Annotated in this window: 20 protein-coding genes; 11 read left to right on the forward strand and 9 right to left on the reverse strand. The window is 61.0% G+C overall.

Annotation, left to right across the window (positions count from 1 at the left end; genetic code table 11):
* Window positions 1-990: a hypothetical protein gene (locus LB525_RS20865; RefSeq protein ID WP_224546544.1), complete on the reverse strand. Its 990-nt coding sequence runs from the start codon at window positions 988-990 to the stop codon at window positions 1-3.
* A gap of 622 nt (window positions 991-1,612) precedes the next feature.
* On the opposite strand from LB525_RS20865, the gene LB525_RS20870 reads away from it, so the two are divergent.
* Window positions 1,613-2,947, forward strand: a complete 1,335-nt coding sequence (locus tag LB525_RS20870) for a tyrosine-type recombinase/integrase (protein WP_224546546.1) — start codon at window positions 1,613-1,615, stop codon at window positions 2,945-2,947.
* A 432-nt stretch (window positions 2,948-3,379) separates the two neighbouring features.
* Here LB525_RS20870 and LB525_RS20875 read toward each other — a convergent pair whose 3' ends face one another.
* Window positions 3,380-4,774, reverse strand: coding sequence for a Do family serine endopeptidase (locus LB525_RS20875; RefSeq protein ID WP_224525820.1), 1,395 nt, complete (start codon window positions 4,772-4,774; stop codon window positions 3,380-3,382).
* A 238-nt stretch (window positions 4,775-5,012) separates the two neighbouring features.
* On the opposite strand from LB525_RS20875, the gene LB525_RS20880 reads away from it, so the two are divergent.
* From LB525_RS20880 to LB525_RS20905, 6 genes are all read left to right on the forward strand, one after another.
* Entirely contained in the window at window positions 5,013-5,375 is a 363-nt protein-coding gene (locus LB525_RS20880) for a hypothetical protein (RefSeq protein WP_140715326.1), read from the forward strand.
* A 245-nt stretch (window positions 5,376-5,620) separates the two neighbouring features.
* The gene (locus tag LB525_RS20885) at window positions 5,621-6,091 is read left to right on the forward strand and encodes an Hsp20 family protein (RefSeq protein WP_224525817.1); all 471 of its coding nucleotides are present in this window, start codon (window positions 5,621-5,623) and stop codon (window positions 6,089-6,091) included.
* Window positions 6,092-6,166: 75 nt separating this feature from the next.
* Entirely contained in the window at window positions 6,167-6,664 is a 498-nt protein-coding gene (locus tag LB525_RS20890) for an Hsp20/alpha crystallin family protein (protein WP_140715330.1), read from the forward strand.
* A gap of 73 nt (window positions 6,665-6,737) precedes the next feature.
* Window positions 6,738-7,484, forward strand: coding sequence for an NADH dehydrogenase ubiquinone Fe-S protein 4 (locus tag LB525_RS20895; RefSeq protein ID WP_224525814.1), 747 nt, complete (start codon window positions 6,738-6,740; stop codon window positions 7,482-7,484).
* Between the two features lie 8 nt (window positions 7,485-7,492).
* A complete protein-coding gene (locus LB525_RS20900; RefSeq protein ID WP_224525810.1) occupies window positions 7,493-7,831 on the forward strand; it encodes a DNA-directed RNA polymerase subunit omega in 339 nt (112 codons plus the stop codon).
* Window positions 7,832-7,834: 3 nt separating this feature from the next.
* The gene (locus tag LB525_RS20905) at window positions 7,835-8,200 is read left to right on the forward strand and encodes an SPW repeat protein (protein WP_140715336.1); all 366 of its coding nucleotides are present in this window, start codon (window positions 7,835-7,837) and stop codon (window positions 8,198-8,200) included.
* 119 nt (window positions 8,201-8,319) lie between these two features.
* On the opposite strand, the gene LB525_RS20910 is transcribed toward LB525_RS20905, so the two are convergent.
* The 3 genes from LB525_RS20910 to LB525_RS20920 are packed head-to-tail and all read right to left on the reverse strand — an operon-like array spanning window position 8,320 to window position 11,426.
* Window positions 8,320-9,462: a two-component system sensor histidine kinase NtrB gene (locus LB525_RS20910; RefSeq protein ID WP_140715338.1), complete on the reverse strand. Its 1,143-nt coding sequence runs from the start codon at window positions 9,460-9,462 to the stop codon at window positions 8,320-8,322.
* 1 nt (window position 9,463) lies between these two features.
* Window positions 9,464-10,960 (reverse strand): circadian clock protein KaiC, encoded by a 1,497-nt coding sequence (kaiC, locus tag LB525_RS20915; RefSeq protein WP_224546549.1) that lies wholly within the window; start codon window positions 10,958-10,960, stop codon window positions 9,464-9,466.
* Window positions 10,947-11,426: a circadian clock KaiB family protein gene (locus LB525_RS20920; RefSeq protein WP_224525806.1), complete on the reverse strand. Its 480-nt coding sequence runs from the start codon at window positions 11,424-11,426 to the stop codon at window positions 10,947-10,949. The genes kaiC and LB525_RS20920 overlap by 14 nt, the downstream gene beginning before the upstream one ends.
* Window positions 11,427-11,520: 94 nt before the next feature.
* Here LB525_RS20920 and LB525_RS20925 point away from each other — a divergent pair, with 94 nt between their 5' ends.
* On the forward strand, window positions 11,521-12,303 hold the full coding sequence (locus LB525_RS20925; RefSeq protein WP_140715342.1) for a Crp/Fnr family transcriptional regulator: 783 nt from the start codon (window positions 11,521-11,523) through the stop codon (window positions 12,301-12,303).
* A gap of 114 nt (window positions 12,304-12,417) precedes the next feature.
* Window positions 12,418-14,349, forward strand: a complete 1,932-nt coding sequence (ftsH, locus tag LB525_RS20930; protein ID WP_224546551.1) for an ATP-dependent zinc metalloprotease FtsH — start codon at window positions 12,418-12,420, stop codon at window positions 14,347-14,349.
* Window positions 14,350-14,750: 401 nt separating this feature from the next.
* Here the strand turns inward: ftsH and LB525_RS20935 are convergent, their stop codons facing one another.
* The 3 genes from LB525_RS20935 to LB525_RS20945 form a co-directional block, all read right to left on the reverse strand.
* Entirely contained in the window at window positions 14,751-15,026 is a 276-nt protein-coding gene (locus tag LB525_RS20935) for an rRNA adenine N-6-methyltransferase family protein (protein ID WP_224546553.1), read from the reverse strand.
* Window positions 15,027-15,623: 597 nt separating this feature from the next.
* Window positions 15,624-15,842 (reverse strand): conjugal transfer protein TraD, encoded by a 219-nt coding sequence (locus LB525_RS20940; protein ID WP_224546555.1) that lies wholly within the window; start codon window positions 15,840-15,842, stop codon window positions 15,624-15,626.
* Window position 15,843: 1 nt separating this feature from the next.
* Complete coding sequence (locus tag LB525_RS20945; protein WP_224546657.1) at window positions 15,844-16,170, reverse strand: conjugal transfer protein TraD; 327 nt, start codon at window positions 16,168-16,170, stop codon at window positions 15,844-15,846.
* A 172-nt stretch (window positions 16,171-16,342) separates the two neighbouring features.
* On the opposite strand from LB525_RS20945, the gene traA reads away from it, so the two are divergent.
* Window positions 16,343-19,390 carry a Ti-type conjugative transfer relaxase TraA gene (gene traA, locus LB525_RS20950; RefSeq protein ID WP_224546557.1) on the forward strand — a complete coding sequence of 1,016 codons (3,048 nt, stop codon included), beginning with the start codon at window positions 16,343-16,345 and terminating at the stop codon, window positions 19,388-19,390.
* 127 nt (window positions 19,391-19,517) lie between these two features.
* The gene (locus tag LB525_RS20955) at window positions 19,518-19,718 is read left to right on the forward strand and encodes a helix-turn-helix transcriptional regulator (protein WP_224525796.1); all 201 of its coding nucleotides are present in this window, start codon (window positions 19,518-19,520) and stop codon (window positions 19,716-19,718) included.
* On the opposite strand, the gene LB525_RS20960 is transcribed toward LB525_RS20955, so the two are convergent.
* Window positions 19,712-19,948 carry a helix-turn-helix domain-containing protein gene (locus LB525_RS20960; protein ID WP_224525795.1) on the reverse strand — a complete coding sequence of 79 codons (237 nt, stop codon included), beginning with the start codon at window positions 19,946-19,948 and terminating at the stop codon, window positions 19,712-19,714. The genes LB525_RS20955 and LB525_RS20960 overlap by 7 nt on opposite strands.
* Window positions 19,949-19,976: the final 28 nt, after the last annotated feature.

Raw genomic sequence — 19,976 nt, forward strand, 5'->3', positions numbered from 1 at the left:
TCAACCGTGTCCCTTGCGTCTCGATGCGCTTCCATCGACAACCGGGTCGGCGGAGGAACGTTCCCGGGGTCCGTCGCTTTCAGTCGATCCCTCGCCACCCCTGGCCAGAAAAGCACCGGGAAGGTGCGAGGTGCAGGCCATCACCCAAGTGATCGCCTCGCGGTCGTATTCGTCGCCCGAGCGCCAGTCCTCGAAGAAGGCGTTCAGCCTGTCGATACGCCCCGGCCAGATACCGGCGGCCTGCAGGCCGAGTGAAACGCCGTAATTGGTGAAGGCGAACTTGGTATCGCCCAGCCATGGGGCGCGGCTGAAATAGCCGGGCGGGTCGACCCACATCGTTTCCAGGGTTCGCAGCGAACGCCTCGTCTGCGCCTCTGCCCACGGCTCGTCGGGAAAGAAATGGGCGAGCCACAGCATCATGCCCAGGCCGAGGTCCTGCTCGATGTCGAGGGTGCGCCAATCCCGCTCCATCAGGTCGCGCATTTGCGCGATCTCGACCGCCAGCGCGTCCTCACCGAGCATCCGGTAAGAGACGTAGCCGTCATAGGCATCCATGCTGCCGAGACCGTAGCCAGGATATGGGCTGCTCAGATCCTCCTGCATCTTCCAGATCACGCCGCGGCCGGGGATCACGAAGGCTGGGTGAATGTCACGCGCCAGCGCAATGCCCCGCTTGCGGTATTCCGGCTTCAGATCGCCCAGACGCGCCAAGGCGAACAGCCACATCGCCAGATAATGGAAATACTGGCCATCGCGATCCGCCGCCTCGCCGATCCTCAATCCACGCCGGCGGCCGAGCACACGCTCGACATCGGCCACCAGCCGGTCGGCCGCGCCCAGCCAGCGCTCTTCGCCAGTTTCTGTGTAAAGCGAGACATAGAGCACGACGCCGAATGCATCGGTCCAAAGATACCGCAAGCCGTTGGGCCAGATGCCTTCGGCGCGCAGCCAATCGAGTTTTCGCAGGACATAGTCGACGTCATGCAACATTGAGCCAAAGCCCTAAAACTGGCGGAACTGGCCGGTATTCGGCACCGCGCGACTGCGAGCATGCCGAATTTCGAGTTCTCCTCGGTCCGGTTGATCTGGCCAATATCGCGAAACGATCTGATCGGCGGCGGGTTCCTTGGCCGCTTTGCCCGGCGACCGGATATCCTCGTCCTGATCACGAGTTTCGGGTCCAGGCACTCATGGCGGGATGTGCGAGGTTGCCAGGCGTTTCGGGCGTTTCGATCGGGGAGGCAAAGTTGCGACGCCGCCAAATTCGAATTGAGGCTGGCGAGGCCGCAGCCGAGCGCGGTTCTCAGCGCTTACGCCGCTCAACCCCGAACGACTTCAGCTAAGCAAAGCCTAGTTCTAACTACCTGTTATACAATGAGAAATTGGCGCACCCGACAAGATTCGAACTTGTGACCTCTGCCTTCGGAGGCCGATTTAGCCAGTCTTTTCAATAGCTTCTGTTTCTACGATATCGTTCGCTAAGCTACTACGACGACTGACTTTTTGTCGACCCAAAAACCGAAGCCAGTATCCTACCGCAGGCCGGAGTTTCCGTCCGGGTGCTTCCGTGGTGCTTCCGCGGGATCACTTCGACAGAACCCTGAGGTGTGCGATGGCTAAGCTGAACAAACGAACCGTGGATCAAGCGGGACCGGGAAAGTCGGACTACTTCCTTTGGGATGATGAGTTGCCTGGCTTTGGGCTGCGCGTGTTTTCATCCGGTAAGCGCAGCTACCTCGTGCAATATCGAGCTAAAGGTCGGACCCGCCGGTTCACCATCGGTCCCCACGGGGTCTGGGCACCAGATGCGGCCCGAAAGGAGGCCCGCATATTGATCGGTCGGATCGCGCAAGGCGACAATCCTGCGGAAACGAAACTTCTCGACGCCAAAACGATTACCGTCAGAGAGCTTTGCACCCGATATTTGGCTGATTGTGAAGCCGGACTTGTACCTGGCAAAGGCGGTCGCCCCAAGAAGCCGTCGACTATGGAGATCGACCGTAGCCGTATAAAGCGCCACATCCTTCCGCTCCTCGGGAACCGGAGAGTGACCGAGATCACCATGGCAGACATTGCCAAATTTCTGCGCGACGTTGCCAACGGCAAGACCCGAACCGACATCAAAACGAAGAAGCGTGGCCGAGCGATCGTTCGCGGAGGCATTGGCACCGGCTCGCGCGGCGTCGGTCTTCTCGGCGGCATCTTCTCCTATGCAGTTAGAGAAGGGATCATCGAAAAGAATCCGGTTCACGGCTTTCGTAAGCCAAAAGATCGCGTCCGTGACCGTCGCCTAACCGAGCGTGAGTATAGAGCGTTAGGCAAGATTCTCGCGGACGCCGCTCTCGACCCGCAGTTTTCAACGGCCACGAAAATGGTTCGAGCCCTCGCTATGACAGGATGTCGACGAGGCGAGATCATCAATCTTCGAATGGGCGAGATCGATGTTCAGCGCAGTTGCATCAGGCTTGAGGACTCCAAGGAAGGTGCGTCGACTCGGGCTATCGGCCTGCCTGTGGTCGAGTTGCTCAAGCCACTATTGTCCGGCGATGAGGCTGATTTTGTTTTTCCTGGCACGGAGGAAGGGAAGCCATTGGTCGGCTTCCCCAAGCTATGGCAAAAGCTCGTCAAAGACACACCGCTTGAAAGCGTGACACCCCACGTGCTTCGTCACAGCTTCGCGAGCGTGGCAAACGATCTCGGCTTTACCGAGTCGACCATAGCTGCATTGGTGGGACATTCTCGCGGAACGATCACGAGCCGCTACATCCACACGGTAGACACTGCGCTCGTAATGGCAGGTGACACAGTCGCTAGCTACATTCAGGCTTTGCTCGATGGAGCGAAGTTCGAGCGCGCAAATTATGCGCTCGATCACAGTGCGCGCAAGGATGCCATGCGGAAGTTCTTGACGACGGCTGTAGGGTCCACCGGTACTAAGATGTCGTGACGGTGCAATTGCGCAACATCTTACGAGTTGGTTGTCGCTTTGCGTACATGCACTTCGTGACAGGGACCCAGAGGTCGCCTCCCGAGGCATTATCTTTGCTCGATTCGACCTCGTCGCGATTCGAGCGTTGGAAAGAACGCCGTGACGATGCCTCAACATTTGAAATGTCTTGCTGGATGGGCACGGGGAGCCGCGACCCGAAGACGTAATTGACAAGGACGGCGAGGTCGTAGGGACTTGGTCACGTGTCGAAGACGTCTTCTACAGTTTCACCTCAAAGGGAGCAGCGGAACACCTCCTCTCTCGCCGTTCACTAAGCCGGGATTGTCGGAATTTGGTCAGCCTCTAACCGCGACCTTGCCTTGAGCAGCCGTGAGGGCGGCCATCAAGGCCACTTCTTCGTCACCGTGGCTGGCCTGACGCAGCGCCGCGTCAGGAAACGGCCACTGCAACGAAAAGCGATTGTCCTTGCCTTTCGATGCGGAACAAGATGGGCTTTTTCTGCTGGCGGGATTTGGTCCACTCTTGCTGGATATCAGAAGGCTGCGTCACGTTGCGGTTGTTGGCCGAGATGATGACGTCCCCAGGCCGAAGGCCGTTCTCCGCGGCGAGGCTATTTGGCGCCACTTCCTGGATGAAGACTCCGGTCGTACCCGGCTGGAGACCGAGTTGTTGACGCGCTTCGTCAGGAATGGGGCTGAGCGACAATCCGAGCGGTTGGTCCGCCGCTTCCGGACTCGGAACTGCACCGGTCTGCACCTCCTCGTTCTTGCGTTGACCCACAGTGAGCTCCACCTCCTGCTGGGAGCCGCCGCGGTTCCTTGTCAACGTCGCTTTCGACCCTGGCTTTTCGTTCGCTGCCGCCAATGTCAAGTCATGGACGCCCTGGATATCTTTGCCGTTGAACCGGGTGATCACGTCCCCCGATTGCAAGCCGGCCTTCTCCGCCGGACTGCCGGGCTCGACCGAGGCGACCAGCGCTCCCTTGGTGCTTGATATGCCAAGTGACTGGGCAAGCGGCGGCGTCACCTCCTGGAGACGCACTCCGATGAACCCGCGCTCGATGCGGCCGGTGCGGATCAGCTGATCAGCAACGCTTCGTGCAGTTCGGGAGGGCACGGCGAACCCGATGCCTATGCTGCCGCCGGACGGAGAGACGATGGCCGTGTTGACCCCGATCACTTCGCCGCGCGCGTTAAACAGAGGGCCGCCGGAATTGCCTCTATTAATCGAGGCGTCTGTCTGAAGGAAATCGTCGTAAGGGCCGGCTTGGATGTCGCGCGAGCGGGCGGAAAGAACGCCGACGGTAACGGTTCCCCCGAGCCCGAAGGGACTGCCAATCGCGATCGTCCAGGCCCCCGGCTGCATTGCGTCAGAGTCACCCCAGGCGGTGGCCGTCATGTTGGGGCGTGGATCGACCTTCAGCACCGCAATGTCGGTCGCTGGATCGCGGCCCACAAGTCGCGCGGGCGAAGTCTCCCTATCGGAGAATACGACGTGGATTTCGGTGGAGTCGGCCACGACATGATTGTTGGTGACGATGTAGCCCTCGGGACTGACCACGAAGCCGGAGCCAAGAGCTTCTCGCACCTGCGGCTGGGCAGGCCCGCGGCTGTCGAAGGGGTTGAGAAAGTCGTCGAGCATCGTTTGGTCCTGGATGATCTGCCTCGTCGTGATCGCGACCACGGCCGGCAGTTTCTGACGCACGATTGCGCTGAAGTCGTTCGGAATTTCCTGTGCTGAAACTGGAGCAAAGCCGGCAGCCGTGAGCATCAAAATTCCTGCCACGAAGCCAATGCAAAGTCGCTTCCCGGAAATGTAAGACATGATTGGTTCTCCTGCCCGACCGCCCTGGCGCTGCTGCGCGAACCCAAGAACTGACATTCACGCCGATTGTTTCACCGGTTTGAAAAAATGTTTATGGTGGGCTGAACTGCGGGGATGTGGCCTTGCGGGGCCATTGAAATTTGCTCGAAACTCTCCAAAATTTCAGCTGGTGGAAATCGCGAGAGAGCCACCAAATATGACGTCAACAGAGGAGACTGTTCAAAGCGGAGAACTATCGATGGAAGGAGCCATTTCGACGAGTTTTCCCCCGATCGGGCCCGTGGGCTCTGATGCTTTTCTTGACCGGTTACTCCATCCGGCACGGCATTTCGAGCGACCCCAGGACGTGCTGACCGACGTGACGCTGGACGTCCAGGAGAAGCGTGCAATCCTTTCGTCATGGGCATCGGATGCATGTGCAGTGGAATCGGTGCCGGCGCTGCACATGCCGCCGGGAGCAACCGAACCGGTCAGCTTCGATGCCATCATGGATGCGTTGCGCCAATTGGATCAGTTGGAGAAGCTTCCCGGCACCGGTCGCGGTCGTGAGATCGACAGCATTGCGGTCACCAGTCTTGCAGCATCCGTCGATCGACTTTGAGTGGGGCGCAGCCACGCTCTTCATCCGAGGCATCCGCCCGCCGGCGAGGATTCGCTGGCGGGGATAGACGTGTTCTCTCAGCGACCATTCGTCTGGCTGAAAATTTTCCTATAGGCCCCTTGAACGTGTAAATCACTGTTATAAATGTTGATCACCGGCCGCCACATGGGGCCGGCACAAGTCCAGGAGGCGCCAAGGCTCTTGGCGTCTCCTTGTATCCATGTTGCTCGAAGGAGGATGTGGCTATGAGGACAAACCTCGATTTCACCCCTCTGTTCCGGTCCAGCATCGGCTTCGACCGGATTTTGAACATGCTGGAAAATGCGAGCCGTGTCACTGCGATAGACAATTGGCCGCCCTATGACATCGCCAAGGCTGGTGAGGACGCCTATCGCATCACCATGGCGGTTGCCGGCTTCTCGCAGGAACAGCTGACTATCACTCATCAACCTAACCTGCTGGTTGTGAGCGGGTCGCAATCTAGCGATGATGACGGCCAGTATCTCTATCGCGGCATTGCCGGGCGTGCCTTCGAGCGTCGGTTCGAACTGGCCGACCATGTGCAAGTCGTCGGCGCCAGCTTGGACAATGGGCTGCTGAACATCGATCTCAAGCGCGAGCTTCCCGAAGAGATGAAACCGCGCCGGATCGCCTTAGCAGGCAGTCCGGCAAAGGCAGCGCCGCGGCAGATCGACGCCGAAAAGAACGCTGCCTGAAATCAGAGTGAATCAGAAGCGACAGGCACCGGTAATCGCCCGGTGCCGCGCGGTTGAACGTGGAGGTGAATAACCATGAACGTGCGTGACCTTATTCCGTGGGGCCGCAACAGCAACAACCAGGCCCCTAGCATCTATAGCGGTGGCGACCCGTTCCTGTCGCTTCACCGCGAGGTAAACAGGCTCTTTGATGATATGTTGAGGAGCTTCGAGACGCGCTTGCCTGCTGTGGGACAGCTTTCGCCCTTCGATGGGGGCTGGCCGAAGGTGGAGATTTCGGAGTCGGACAACGAGCTTCGCGTCACCGCCGAGGTTCCCGGCATGGAAGAGAAGGACATCGAAGTCCTGCTCGACGAAGATGTGCTGACTCTGCGTGGCGAAAAGCGGTCGGAAACCGAGGAGAAGGATTACTCCGAGCGCTTCTACGGTCGCTTCGAGCGGCGCATACCCCTCGGCTACGAGGTCGAGGACGACAAGGTCAAGGCGTCCTTTGCCAATGGCGTCCTGATCCTGACGCTGCCGAAGAACCCGAACGCGCAGTCGAAGGTGAAGCGCATCCCGATCACCCACTGACGCATGGACCAAGTCGGAGGCGGCAGCCCGCTGCCTCCGGCGCATCCTTCGCCAAAAATGGGAGGGATGAGTGATGCAGAAGCAAGAAAGAAAAGTCACACCAGTCGTAGAAAATCTCGGACCGGCAAACGAGAAACGCGGGCGAGCGCCGTCGCTCGGGCGATCCGAGTTCCCGCGTGATGCCGTCGCGCGGATCTACAAGCCTTGCCGCTCAGTCATGACCTCAAGCCGTGCGCGGCCGAAAGGGTGGCGGCTGTTGTTCGAGCGGCGTACTGCGCCGGTCATTGAACCGCTGATGGGCTACACCGCAAGTGGTGACACGCTGACCCAGGTGGAGCTCGATTTTCCAACGGCTCAGGCGGCCATCGACTATGCCGAACGGCAGGGGCTTGCCTACGCTGTTCAAGGAAGCCCGGCGGCCGAAAAGTCCAGTGTCGAATCGTCTGACGCGGACAACCCGCTGCAGGCCGGCGCAGACGTTGTCTGGAACCGCCTCCAGTTGGCTTTGCTGCAAAGCAGCCACGGCGCAGTTTCGCAGGCGCCGCATTATGGACCGGCGCTGACGGACCCGGAGGCGCTTTATGCATCGCCGATGGACGTGGTCGTCGATCCTCTTCTGACAGCCGACGAGAAACGCGCAATCCTGCGAAACTGGGCGTGGAACGAGTATCTGGTCGATCTCGCCACGGCCGAGGGGATGCCGGAAAACGCGCGTCCGACGCGGCTGGACGAAGTGGAATTGGCCCTGCTCGCGCTGGAGCCAGTTACGGCAGCGAACCTGGCCGTTTCTATTCCTGAACAGAAGCAGAAGGCAATGTGAGGGTCGTCATGGATCGGCTGACTGTGCTCGATTGTGAAAATACGGTGCCGAACCGTTTCGCACTGGCCGTCGCCGTGGCGGGGCGCGCTCGTGCGCTCAGCCGGGGTGCTGAGCGCCTGACCGACGAAGCGACGGCGCCCGTCGAACTCGCCCTGCGCGAGATCGCCGGCAACCGCTTCCAGCTCGACGAGATCAAGTCCTTTGTTCTGGCCGGTCGGTTCCGCGCGATGGCTGGGTACGGCCCGGCCGACGAAGAAAGCTTCGCGGTGGCTAAGGTCAATCCATGGCTGCCGCACCCGCCGTCGCTCAGAGGGCGGCGCACTCACCATGTCAGGAAAGGAGGATGAGCAATGGAGAAATGGCTGAAAACTGAAAGTCGTCCGGCGATCGATATCGTCAATGTGATCGCCGGCATAGCGCTGGTACTGTCGCCTTGGTATTTTGGATTTGCGGCTGAAACCTATGCGGCCTGGAACGCCTGGATCGCCGGTGCGGTGATTGCCCTGATCGCCGTGGGTGCGCTGGTTGCGTTCCATGCCTATGAGGAATGGGCAAACCTGGTGGTTGGGCTGTGGACGCTGATCTCGCCCTGGGCCCTCGGTTTCTCGGCCCTGACAACGGCCATGTGGGTACATGTGGTCGTGGGAGTGATCGTAGCGGCCTTGGCTGCCGGAAGCCTCTGGTTCTTCGGCGACCGTCCGCTTTCAACGGCCTGACCAGCATCTCTGGCGGGCCCGGATCTCCGGGCCCGCTTTTTTCAACCGCTACGGGTGCGGTCTGCCGTTGTAGGCGTTGCGGCCAGGTACATCGGCAGCCGAAACACAGGCCGCTTTTTTCACCGACGTGTGTTGAGCCTGATCTCGCCCTGCATTTGCAGTTCCTCATTTCCTGTGCTTGGCGCGCGGGGAAGAAAGAGATGAACGCTTGTTCCCTCGCCGACCGCACTCTCGATCCTAACATGCCCCCCGGACTGCTTGATGAAGCCGTAAACCTGGCTAAGCCCAAGTCCGGTTCCCCGGCCATCGGCCTTGGTCGTAAAGAACGGCTCAAACACGTGGGCCAGGACCTCCTTGCTCATCCCGCAACCCGTATCGCTGACCGTGACCCGAACAAAAGAGGCAGCCGGAGCGGGCACGTCTTCGATGTTGCCGGGAGTACCGCTGGTCTCGATCGCCAGCGTGCCCCGGCCGGCCATCGCGTCCTTGGCATTCACAGCCAGGTTCAGGATGGCGACGTCTAGCTGATTGGCATCGACAACGACGGGGCCAAGTGCCGGATCCAGCTCAAGCCTGATGCTGATCCCGTTCCCCAGCGTCCGCTCCAGCAGCATCGTGACGGCTTCGATACGTCCATTCAGGTCGATTGTCTCCGGATACAGCGACTGTGCGCGAGAGAACGCGAGCAATTGCTGCGTCAGCGCACTGCCGTTTTGCGTTCGTTTGAGCAACTCTTCGATCAGCATCGCCGCGTTCGGATTCGCAGGATTCTCGCGCAGCTGCTTCTGAAGCAGTCGCAGCCCCGATTCGAACACCGCGAGCAGATTGTTGATGTCGTGAACGATGCCGGCAGCGAGCCGGCCGATCGCTTCGAGCTTTTGCGATTGACGCCGACGCTCCTGCTGCGCGCGTTGCGCGGAGACGTCGCGAAGACTGGCAAGCAGCGCCGGCCTACCGTCCCAGCTAAGTTCAACCGTCCGTATTTCCACTTCGGCTGGTGCTCGATTGGGTCTGTGGACGGTGATTTCCGTGGTTTCACCCGATATGACCGGCCGGCCGAGGGGGATGTGGACGAGATCGGCAGCCGGATAACCGAAGATCGCGGCGGCCGCCGGATTTGCATAAAGCACCGTTCCCGACAGATCGACAACCAGAACCCCGTCGGCCGTGGTTTCGATCAGCCGTCGAAAGTCGAGTTGGCTGATGCCCGTCAGATTTGCGTCGCCGTGTTGGTCGGAGATTTCGGCTGCGCCGCACGCCATCTCAACGCTCCTCACGCCAAGACGCGGCGGAGTCGCCGAACACGTCGGGTGCGCCGTCGAAGGGCTGACCGAGATGCATGCCGGTGCCGTCGATTGTGAAGCGCCGAATCTGCTTGTCATGCTCGCTGCCGCGCATTTTCAGCACCATGATCCCCCGATGCATGAAATCCCCTTCCTGGATGTACCGCAATAAGATGATCGAGTCCGTGAGGGTTGAAATATGCTGTTCGCTAGCACTCTGGCCGCCGACGAGCGATTTGTTGGTGGCCGTGCAAAGGCCAGCGATCTCGTGTTTCTTGATGAAGGAAGTGAGGCTGATTAGGAATTCCCGGAAACCGGTCTCTGGTGCGATCCGTTCCAATGCCGACAGGCTGTCGATAGCGATCCGGTCAGGCTTGAACTCTTCAATTAGCTCGCGGATCATCAACAGGTGGTCCGGCAAGTTCTGCGCTTCCGGGTAAATGCAAACGACCTTCAGCCGGCCATCCGCCTCCATGGCCTCGAAGTCGACGCCCCAGCCGCGCGCATTGCGGAACATCTGGCCGCGGCTCTCTTCGTAGCCGACCAGCAAGGCACGTTCGCCAGCCGCCGCGCCGCCTGCCAGAAAGTTTGTCACCAGCAGGGTCTTTCCGGTGCCCGTCGCACCGCTGACGAGGGTGATGCTGTCGCGGAAAAATCCACCGCCACACATCCTGTCGAGTTCCGGATTGCCGCTCGTCACCCGCTTGGTGCTGGATTGCTGCTCGAGCCGCAGTGAAGACAGTGGCACTGCCACTATGCCTTGCTTCACCACAAGCGTGATCGGCACCTCGCCCTCCACGTGGCGGCTGCCCCGCATCTTGAGAACTTCGATCGTACGCCTGCGTCGCTCGCGGTCGAGCGCGTTGCGCAGGATTACGACGTTGTCGGCAACAAACTCCTCGATCCGGTGGCGGGAGATCTCGCCATACTCGCTGTTGCGTTCGGCGGTCATTAGCACCGTCAAACCATCCCTCTTTAGCGCTGTCGCAATGCGAAGGAGTTCCCGACGGACCGATGTCTGCTCCGCGACGAAGTGGTCGAAGAGCTGGGTGACGGAATCCAGCACGATGCGCTTCGCCGCGGCGTTTCGCGCAGCGTGCAGGACACGCGTCAGCAAGCCTGACAGATCGAAATTGCCGACAACCATCTGGTCGTGGTCACGCGGGCTGGCGTCGACGAAGACCAGCTTGTTCATCTCGCGCCAGCGACGGATGTCCCAGCCGAAGCTAGCCATGTTGACCTCGATCTCGACCGGCGATTCCTCGAACGTGACGAAGACGCCGGGCTCGTCGAGCACGGTGATGCCGTGGGCCAGAAACTGCGTCGCAAATACAGTCTTGCCACTGCCGGGCGTGCCTCCGACGATGGTGGTGCGCCCGCGCGGCAGGCCGCCCATCACAAGATCGTCGAAAGCCTCGATACCGGTCCTGACGCGTTCGAGCGCGGGATCGATGAGGATCTCTTCAGCTGTGGTCATAGCCACTGTCCTTCTTGCGATAACCGAAATAGTCGAGAACCTGAGCGATGTTGCTGATGTCGCCAATCAGCCGTCGTGGAGGGATGGTTGACTCATCCGAGAGCGTCGGCGTCGCTAGAATGCCGGCCCTTTCCGCCTCGTCAGGATCCGCGACGACGTCGACGACCTGGATTTCGATACCGCCGGCCAACTCCTCCACTATCCTCAGACGGCTTGCCAGCGCCCGACGGGCGCCCGGCCCATCGCCGGCGACATACAGGCGAAGCAGGCCGTTGGCCTCTGGATTGGACCGATGACTGACGCTCATGTTCACGCCTTGCCGCAGGGAGTTGCAGTTTTCGACGTGCACGAGGCGCCACGCCGCGGAATCCAGCCGCCGTTCTTCCCTCAGCAGCCGTCGGTCTGCCTGGAAGCCGATGCACCACGGCTTGCGCTCGGTGAGGCCTGGATCAGCGCCCCCGTGCAATTTGTAGATAGCCGCGCCCGCCGCGTCTGCGCACTTGTGAACATTTCTTCGCGCCGGTCGTTGTAAACGCCGCCATTTGAAACGGAGGAGTGCGATGGAGAACCCTCGAAAGCGATCAGACCCGATCGGAAACAACCTGCTTCGGGCCCTCAGAGCCGACGACTGGGAGATCCTGCAACCGAGGCTCGAACAATGGTCGGCGCCTGCCGGGACTTTGCTGCACGAGCCAGGCGATGCAGTCCGTTACGCCTATTTCCCTTGCGGATCGGCCCTGGTCTCCTACCGCGTCGTGTTGAGCGACGGGCGAGCGATCGAGACTGCGCTCATCGGACGTGAAGGAGCGGTCGGCGGCATCGTCAGCCAAGGCAGACTTCCAGCGTATGCGCGGGCCGAAGTTCAACTTGGCGATTCATTCTTCAGGATCGACCTGCAACATCTCGAAGAAGCCAAATTGCGTTCCTTGACATTGCGTCACCTGTTTGCCCGCTACGCTGATTGCCTGATGGCGCAGGTATTCCAATCCGTCGCCTGCAGCGCAGCGCATTCGATCGAACAGCGCGCGGCAAGATGGCTGTTGGCCGTGACAGAACGGACGGGAGCCGAAAACCTTGCGGTGACGCAGGAACAGCTTGCTACAATGCTGGGGGTCGGCCGCTCCTATCTGAGCCGGGTCATTCGAGACCTGAGGCAGCGCGGCGTCATCGAAACCCGGCGCTCCCGGCTTGCTGTACGCAGTCCAGAAGGGCTGCGCTCGCTTGCCTGCGAGTGCAATGCGGCCGTCAGCCATCATTTCAACGACGTTTTGAAGGGGGTCTATCCGGCGGAGGAAAACGGCATGACAGGTGCGCTGGGCATGCCGCATAGGAAAGGACAGTGACAGACCCATTGTCGCCGGCCGGTCTGGGGCCTCCCACTTTTTTGCCCCGGACCTGGCCTACACCGATGCCGCGCGGACTGGGCGACCTATATCCGTTCCCCTGTGGAGGCCGCCATGGACATGAGCAACAGAAAGACGCAGTTCAATATCTGGTACTGGATTGCGGCGTTCGTGGGCGTGATGGTCGTCCAGTACATCTATGCCACGACGCAACACGTCGCCCAGATACCGTACAGCCAGTTCGAGACCCTTCTGAATGCCGGCAAGATCGCTGAGGTGCAGGTTTCGGACCGCTTTATCCAGGGCCGCTTCAAGGAGCCGCAAAACGGCAGGCCGCTGTTTATCACTACACGCGTCGAGCCGGACCTCGCCCGTGACCTGCAGGAACACGGTGTCACTGTGACTGGCCAGGTCGAAAGCACCTTCCTGAGCGACCTGCTTTCCTGGGTTGTGCCGGTGCTCGTCTTCTTTGGCCTGTGGATGCTGCTTCTAAGACGCATGGACGGCGGCGTCGGCGGTTTGATGCAAATTGGCAGGAGCAAGGCCAGAATCTATGTCGAAGCCAATACCGGCGTGACGTTCGACGATGTGGCGGGGGTCGACGAGGCCAAGGCCGAGTTGCAAGAGATTGTGGATTTTCTGAAGAACCCGGGCGAATACGGCCGCCTCGGAGGACGCATGCCCAAAGGCGTGCTGCTGGTCGGACCGCCAGGCACCGGCAAGACTCTCCTCGCCAAGGCCGTCGCGGGCGAGGCCAAGGTGCCGTTCTTCTCGATCTCCGGTTCGGAGTTCGTCGAGATGTTCGTAGGGGTCGGGGCCGCGCGCGTGCGCGATCTTTTCGAACAGGCGCGATCCAAGGCTCCCGCCATCATATTCATCGACGAGCTCGACGCTCTTGGCCGCGCCCGTGGGACCGCGGTCGGCGGCCACGACGAAAAGGAGCAGACGCTCAACCAGCTTCTGGTCGAACTCGACGGTTTTGATCCGCAGATCGGCGTCGTGCTGCTGGCCGCGACGAACCGTCCTGAAATCCTTGACCCGGCACTTCTGCGCGCCGGCCGTTTCGACCGCCAGGTATTGGTCGACCGGCCCGACAAGAAGGGTCGCATAAAGATCCTGCAGGTTCACATGAGCAAGGCCAAGCTGGCGAGGGATGTCGATGCGGAAAAAGTGGCGGCGCTGACGCCCGGGTTCACCGGTGCTGACCTGGCCAATCTTGTGAACGAGGCGACGTTGCTCGCCACGCGCCGCAAGGCGGATGCGGTAACGATGGACGATTTCAACAATGCGGTGGAACGCATCGTCGCGGGACTGGAGAAACGCAATCGGCTCCTGAACCCGAAGGAGCGCGAGATCGTCGCCTATCATGAAATGGGTCATGCGCTGGTAGCCATGGCGCTGCCTGGCGTCGACCCGGTGCACAAGGTGTCGATCATACCACGCGGCGTCGGCGCGCTCGGCTATACTATCCAGCGTCCGACCGAGGACCGCTTCCTGATGACGCGTGAGGAGCTGGACAACAAGATGGCGGTGCTGCTCGGCGGCAGGGCGGCCGAATGGATCGTATTCGGCCATTTGTCCACCGGAGCCGCCGATGACCTTGCCAAGGTAACCGACATAGCGCGCGCCATGGTGACGCGTTACGGCATGTCGGCAAAACTCGGGCACGTGGCGCTGGAAAAGGACCCGCGCTCCTTCCTGAGCCCTAACCCGCTCGCCGGCGGACCGCGCGAGCACGATTACGGCGAAGCCGCCGCCGACGCCATCGACACGGAAGTACGCGACATTGTGGCGGCCGCGTTCGAACGAACCGTCGGCCTCCTCACCGAGCGGCGCGACGTGCTGGAAAGGGCGGCACGCAGGCTGCTCGAGACCGAGACGCTCGACGAGACCGAACTTGCGTCGCTGGTCGGAGACGTCTCGGCGGATGGTGCTGTACGGGACGGGTCTGGTCAGTCGTCGGACAAGAGGCAGCCTACGCTGCAGCCGGCCAGGACCGCGGCCGCAATCCCCACGCCCGGATCGGGGAAATTCAGGACGCAATAGTGATGCTTCGGACTGCTCCCGACGGCATAGATCGCTCGTCGAAAGCCGTGTCGCACGCTGCAACGGCGACACGCGAGATTGATATCGATCGCTAGGCTTTCGAAACCAGTATATGTCGGTCACCAGCCAAGCGTTCTCGATGCCATTTGCTGGTCGCCCTAGGTGATATTACGCGAGACGGGTGACCTTGCCTCGCGCAGCCTTGAGCGCGACCTTTTCTTCCTCACTGCGCCCGGCTCCGCTGCAGGGGTAAAACCCGCATGGCACAAGTGATCGTACAGGGAACTTATCGCCAGCCCTTTCCAGAAGCATCATGAAACCTCCTTGGTTTTGACCCGTGAACGGCAGCGCCATCCGGCCAGCGTCGGACAAGTTCGAAAGTCACCGTTCCGGCACGTGCGTTACTCCGGCAAAGGCGATAACGACATCGAGGTCCGGCAGATCAACCGCCTGCGGTGCATCACCGGATACCACTTCGACCTGGGCATAATGAGCAAGATTGCTTGCGCGCGCCGCGCGAATTCTTCGTCGATCTCATAGGCGATCACGCGTCCTCCAGAATCCGTCAGCTCAGCGAGGATGGCGGTGAAATAGCCGGCACCGGCGCCCACCTGAAGCACGGTCTGGCCAGGAGCGGTGTTCAGATGGTCGAAAACCAAGGCCCAAAGCGACGGCAAGCCGCTGTTAGTCCGCGTCTTTCGTCAAGCGAGACCAGAACGTCATGGTAAATCTCATGAAGTGCGGCTGAAGGGCTGGTATGGCTCGCTCCGATTTGCAATCGCGAATGGATACGCCATGCCCGTTGCCAAGGTAATGTTCGCGCGGAACCTTTGCGAAGGCCTCGATGACCGCAGGATTGTGCAAGACAGGTGACGAGACACGCAGGTCTTCGGCAAACCACCGGCGCGCTTCACTAGCATCGATTCTTGTCGGCATGGATATCGGGTCCCGTGTTGCGCGTACTGATGGCCCAACTGGTAGGCGCCAGCTTTGCCGGCCCAGCGAGGGAGTCGCACGACTTTCACGGGGTTGTCATGGAAGCTGTGCGTCAGCTGAACGGCGAGGGCCTGAGCAAGCTTTAGGCAGACGGGCAACGCGAAACGCTGATCCAGAGTTATTGTTGGACATTGGTGGACGAGTACCAAGACATCGGTATCTGCCGTTGCGGGTCGCTCAATGGTCGATAAGGAGCCCCACGTCTGTTCGAGGACCTTGCGCCCGCCTGTCTCAATGGCGGCCAAACGGGCCCTGTCATTTGGCGATGCTGATGTACTTCATTCATTCTCGAACGCCTGCTTTCCCTTTGCTGCCCAGAGCGCCCGCGCCTGTGCCCCTTGATGGCTTTTGAGCTTGTCGGCCATCCAGAGCAGCGCGCCATAGATGGTGGCACGATCATCGCCGGTCAGGTCGACGATCCCGGCCTTGATGACGAGACCGCCGAGTTCGATCAGATGGCGCGTGCGCTTGCGGCGCTCGACCTGCCATATGCGCATGTCATGCCGCGCCCGCGCCGCCTGATGGCGACTGCGCGCCGCCCGGTTGCCTTTGAGCGCTGCCGTTGTCGCGGTTAAGCGCTGACCCAGATCGCCGCGCCCGCCCTTGAAAGAAAGCGGCCCCGCGCTTCGCCCATGCCTCCCTTTTTCCGGCATCCTTCGCCTCGGCGATGGCGACCAATGCGCCCGCCAGTTCATCGGCGGTGAGCGCATCGGCTCCGGTCGAGATGACCAGTTCGCCGAGTTGCTGCACTTTTCGCGTTTTGAGTTCCCGCGCCTTTTCTTCCAGTGCCTTCAGTTCCGCGTCGAAATCCCGTGGTTTACGCATGGCCGTCTCCATCTGACGTCAATGCGGCGATGATAGACGAGCACTTGCCTGAAGGCTTCAGGGTTGCCGAGACAGCCCGGGACGGGCTGGTCGCTCCCGAGATTTTTTCGAGGGAGGGCGCGCTTATACGTCGTGCCGACGTTCGCTTTGCCGTGCAAATGATCTGGTCGCGATGGCGATCTATCATCTTCACGTCAAGGTCATTGGCCGCAAAGCTGGCTCAAGTGCCGTGGCGTCGGCCGCCTACCGCTCGGCCTCGCGGCTGCGCGACGAGCGCATCGAACGCAGCCATGACTTTTCGGCTAAGCGCGGTGTCGTCCATTCCGAGGTGATCTTGCCAGAGAATGCACTGGGCGCCTGGAGCGACCGCGAACGGCTGTGGAACGACGTCGAGGCTTTCGAGGTGAGGAAGGATGCGCAGCTTGCCCGCGAGGTGGAGTTTGCCCTTCCACGCGAACTAAGCCACGCGCAAGGCATCGGACTGGCGCGCGACTTCGTGCAGGCCGAGTTTGTCAGCCGGGGCATGGTCGCCGATCTCAATGTGCATTGGGACAGGGCACAGGATGGCAGTCCAAAACCTCATGCTCATGTCATGCTGACCATGCGGTCGGTGGACGAGAACGGCTTTGGTCCGAAAGTCCGCGACTGGAACAGCACTGAGCTGGTCGAGCGCTGGCGCGAGCGATGGGCCGAGCTTGCCAATGAGCGGCTTGCCGAACTCGACATAGACGCCCGCATCGACCATCGCAGTCTGGAAGCCCAGGGCATTGCCCTTGAGCCGCAAACCCAGATTGGTGCACCGGCGCAACGCATCGAGGGCGGTGGCCTTGACGCTGCCGGCATTGAAGCGGATCGCGCCGAACTGCACCGCCAGATCGCGCGCAACAATGGCGATCGCATTATTGCCGATCCATCCGTGGCGCTGGATGCCATCACGCATCAGCAATCGACCTTCACCCGAAAAGACATTGCGAAGTTCTCGCACCGACACAGCGACGGGATGGAGCAGTTCAACACGGTGGCGGCAGCCATCGGCAACGCACCCGATCTGGTCGAACTCGGCAAGGACGGACGCGGTGCCGATCGCTTCACCACCCGGCAAATGATCGAAACGGAACAGCGCCTGCATCGCGCGGCAGAACGCATGGCCGGCGAGCGGCAGCATGCTGTGAGTGACCGGGATCGTGCGACGGCGTTGGCGGATGCCAAGCATCGTAGCCTTGTTCTCTCTGACGAGCAGACCGATGCACTGGATCACATCACAGATGACCGCGGTCTTGGTATCGTTGTCGGTTTTGCCGGTACCGGCAAGAGCGCCATGCTGGGTGTTGCGCGCCAGGCATGGGCAGCCGCCGGCTATGAGGTCCGAGGCGCGGCACTTTCCGGCATTGCGGCCGAGAATCTCACAAGCGGTTCGGGCATCTCGTCGAGAACCATCGCCAGCATGGAACACAGCTGGGGACAGGGCCGCGATCTGCTCAAAGCGCGTGATATCCTGGTGATCGACGAGGCAGGCATGGTCGGCACGCGCCAGTTGGAGCGCGTGCTCTCCCACGCCTCGGACGTTGGCGCAAAAGTCGTGCTGGTCGGCGATCCGCGGCAGTTGCAGGCGATCGAGGCGGGCGCCGCATTCCGTTCGATTCATGAGCGCCATGGCGGCGTCGAAATCGGTCAAGTGCGCCGGCAGCGCGAGGAGTGGCAGCGTGACGCCACGCGCGATCTGGCGACCGGCAGGATCGGCGCTGCGATCGGCGCTTATGACGACAGAGGAATGGTGCACCGGGCTGCCTCGCGCGATGAGGCCCGCAGTGATCTGGTCGAACGCTGGGATCGCGACAGGCAGGCAGACCCAGAGGCAAGCCGCATCATCCTCACTCACACAAACGACGAAGTGCGCGCGCTCAACAAGGCAGCGCGCGAGCGCATGCGCGTTGCTGGAGATCTCGGCGACGATGTTCACGTGGGTGTGGAACGCGGCGCGAGAAACTTTGCCAGTGGCGACCGGGTGATGTTCTTGCGGAACGAGCGGTCGCTCGGCGTCAAGAACGGCACGCTCGGTGTGATCGAAGAGGTCAGCACGCAGAGCATGACGGCTCGCACTGACGACGGCAGGTCGGTGCGCTTCGACCTGAAAGACTATGCCCACATCGACCACGGCTATGCCGCGACCATCCACAAGGCTCAGGGCATGACCGTCGACCGGACCCATGTGCTGGCAACGCCGGGCATGGATGCCCATGGCAGCTACGTTGCCCTGTCGCGGCATCGCGACGGGATGGAACTGCACTACGGCAGCGACGACTTCGCGACACGAGACCGGCTCGTCCGCACGCTCTCACGCGATCGCGCCAAGGACATGGCGTCGGATTACGACCAGGTCGACCCGGCGCAGAGCTATGCCGAGCGACGCGGGATCACCTTTCGACAGCGTGTGGTCGAAATCGTGCGCCGGATCGTTCCGGAGAAGCTGCGTGACAGGATTGGCGGGCTGCTGGACGGGTTGCGCTCTCCCGAAGACGGCGAGCCGATGCAGGAACGTGGACCTGGGCCGGCAAGGCAAAGTGTTGGCGCGCGGATCGGAGATGCAGGCCGGACGCCCGGCGGAGGAAATCTCGCCACAGGCGTGCCGCCCGACGTGAATGTGCCGGTGGACGCGGAAGCGGCATTGCGCAGCGCTCGCACGAAGGCGCTTGTTCGGCACGCGCGTGCGCTCGACGCGATCCTCAGTACTGGAAATGCAGACGGGCAGGGCAGTCCCGAGCAGATGCGCGAATTGAGAGATGCGCGTAGCGCTTTCGAGAAGGTGCGGCCGCATGGCTGGCGCGATGCCGAAGCGGCATATGTGAAAAATCCCGAACTTGTCCGCGAGGCGGGTGCCGGCCGCGTCAACCGCATCGTGCTTGCTCTCCAGCTTGAGACGGAAATCCGCACCGGGATGGACATCGATCCCGGCCGCCGCGCCGACCTGTTCATGGAACGTTGGCAAAGACTCGATCGGACGGCACAGCAGCAATATCAGGCCGGCGACATGTCCGGCTACAAGTCAACGCGTGCGGCCATGTCCGATATGGCCAAGAGCCTTGAACGCGATCCCCAACTGGAATCGCTACTCGCCAATCACAAGAAGGTGCTCGGCATCCAAGTCGAATCCGGCCGCCGTCTGGGTGTGGAACTCGCGTTCAACCACGGCATTGGCAGCGGGCGTGGCATAGGAATCTAAACATCCGATTTGCCGCCGTTCCGACGCCCCAAATCGATCAGATGACAAATCTGATTGCCTGCGAGCCTTGGGTTGTCCTGTTTGGTTCCAACAGGTGCCAAATGCTCTCAGCGAAGGCAACGCAGTCATGCCTGAACCGGATCGTATCATTCGCCTTAGAACCGTCCTGGCGCGGACCGGCCTGTCCCGCTCAACGATGTACCGCAAAATCGCCGAAGGCACATTCCCGGCTCAGATCAAGATCAGCGTCAACGGTGCGGGTTGGCGGGAATCAGACGTAAATCAATGGATCGAAAATCCCGTCGCATGGCGAACAGAAGATCAGTGATTGCGTGACAAGCGCACGCCCGGGCCGCCACCATTCTCTGGAATGAATTCTATTCCGGCAGCTTCGAGTGACAGCTTCAGCGCTTGGAGGATTGATTCAGATGCGGGTTTCGAACCACGTTCGAATTGCACGATCGTCCTCAAACTCACCTTGGATAAATCCGCCAGTTCCTGCTGAGAAATGTCGAGGAGCCCACGGGCCGCGCGAACTTGGGCCGCACTTACCTTCATTGTTCAAATGCCCTGTTGCGCAAAAAGC

It is taken from the genome of Mesorhizobium sp. CA16, from assembly GCF_020165175.1.
In the GTDB taxonomy this organism is placed as follows: domain Bacteria; phylum Pseudomonadota; class Alphaproteobacteria; order Rhizobiales; family Rhizobiaceae; genus Mesorhizobium.

Bases quoted from the DNA above. Each gene is read 5' to 3' on its own strand.
- LB525_RS20900 (WP_224525810.1), top strand. From the start codon at position 7,493: ATGGATCGGCTGACTGTGCTCGATTGTGAAAATACGGTGCCGAACCGT.
- LB525_RS20925 (WP_140715342.1), top strand. From the start codon at position 11,521: ATGGAGAACCCTCGAAAGCGATCAGACCCGATCGGAAACAACCTGCTT.
- LB525_RS20875 (WP_224525820.1), bottom strand. From the start codon at position 4,774: ATGTCTTACATTTCCGGGAAGCGACTTTGCATTGGCTTCGTGGCAGGA.
- LB525_RS20895 (WP_224525814.1), top strand. From the start codon at position 6,738: ATGCAGAAGCAAGAAAGAAAAGTCACACCAGTCGTAGAAAATCTCGGA.
- traA (WP_224546557.1), top strand. From the start codon at position 16,343: ATGGCGATCTATCATCTTCACGTCAAGGTCATTGGCCGCAAAGCTGGC.
- LB525_RS20890 (WP_140715330.1), top strand. From the start codon at position 6,167: ATGAACGTGCGTGACCTTATTCCGTGGGGCCGCAACAGCAACAACCAG.
- LB525_RS20880 (WP_140715326.1), top strand. From the start codon at position 5,013: ATGGAAGGAGCCATTTCGACGAGTTTTCCCCCGATCGGGCCCGTGGGC.
- kaiC (WP_224546549.1), bottom strand. From the start codon at position 10,960: ATGACCACAGCTGAAGAGATCCTCATCGATCCCGCGCTCGAACGCGTC.
- LB525_RS20910 (WP_140715338.1), bottom strand. From the start codon at position 9,462: ATGGCGTGCGGCGCAGCCGAAATCTCCGACCAACACGGCGACGCAAAT.
- LB525_RS20955 (WP_224525796.1), top strand. From the start codon at position 19,518: ATGCCTGAACCGGATCGTATCATTCGCCTTAGAACCGTCCTGGCGCGG.
- LB525_RS20960 (WP_224525795.1), bottom strand. From the start codon at position 19,948: ATGAAGGTAAGTGCGGCCCAAGTTCGCGCGGCCCGTGGGCTCCTCGAC.
- LB525_RS20885 (WP_224525817.1), top strand. From the start codon at position 5,621: ATGAGGACAAACCTCGATTTCACCCCTCTGTTCCGGTCCAGCATCGGC.
- LB525_RS20945 (WP_224546657.1), bottom strand. From the start codon at position 16,170: ATGCGTAAACCACGGGATTTCGACGCGGAACTGAAGGCACTGGAAGAA.
- LB525_RS20940 (WP_224546555.1), bottom strand. From the start codon at position 15,842: ATGCGCATATGGCAGGTCGAGCGCCGCAAGCGCACGCGCCATCTGATC.
- LB525_RS20870 (WP_224546546.1), top strand. From the start codon at position 1,613: ATGGCTAAGCTGAACAAACGAACCGTGGATCAAGCGGGACCGGGAAAG.
- LB525_RS20865 (WP_224546544.1), bottom strand. From the start codon at position 990: ATGTTGCATGACGTCGACTATGTCCTGCGAAAACTCGATTGGCTGCGC.
- LB525_RS20905 (WP_140715336.1), top strand. From the start codon at position 7,835: ATGGAGAAATGGCTGAAAACTGAAAGTCGTCCGGCGATCGATATCGTC.
- ftsH (WP_224546551.1), top strand. From the start codon at position 12,418: ATGGACATGAGCAACAGAAAGACGCAGTTCAATATCTGGTACTGGATT.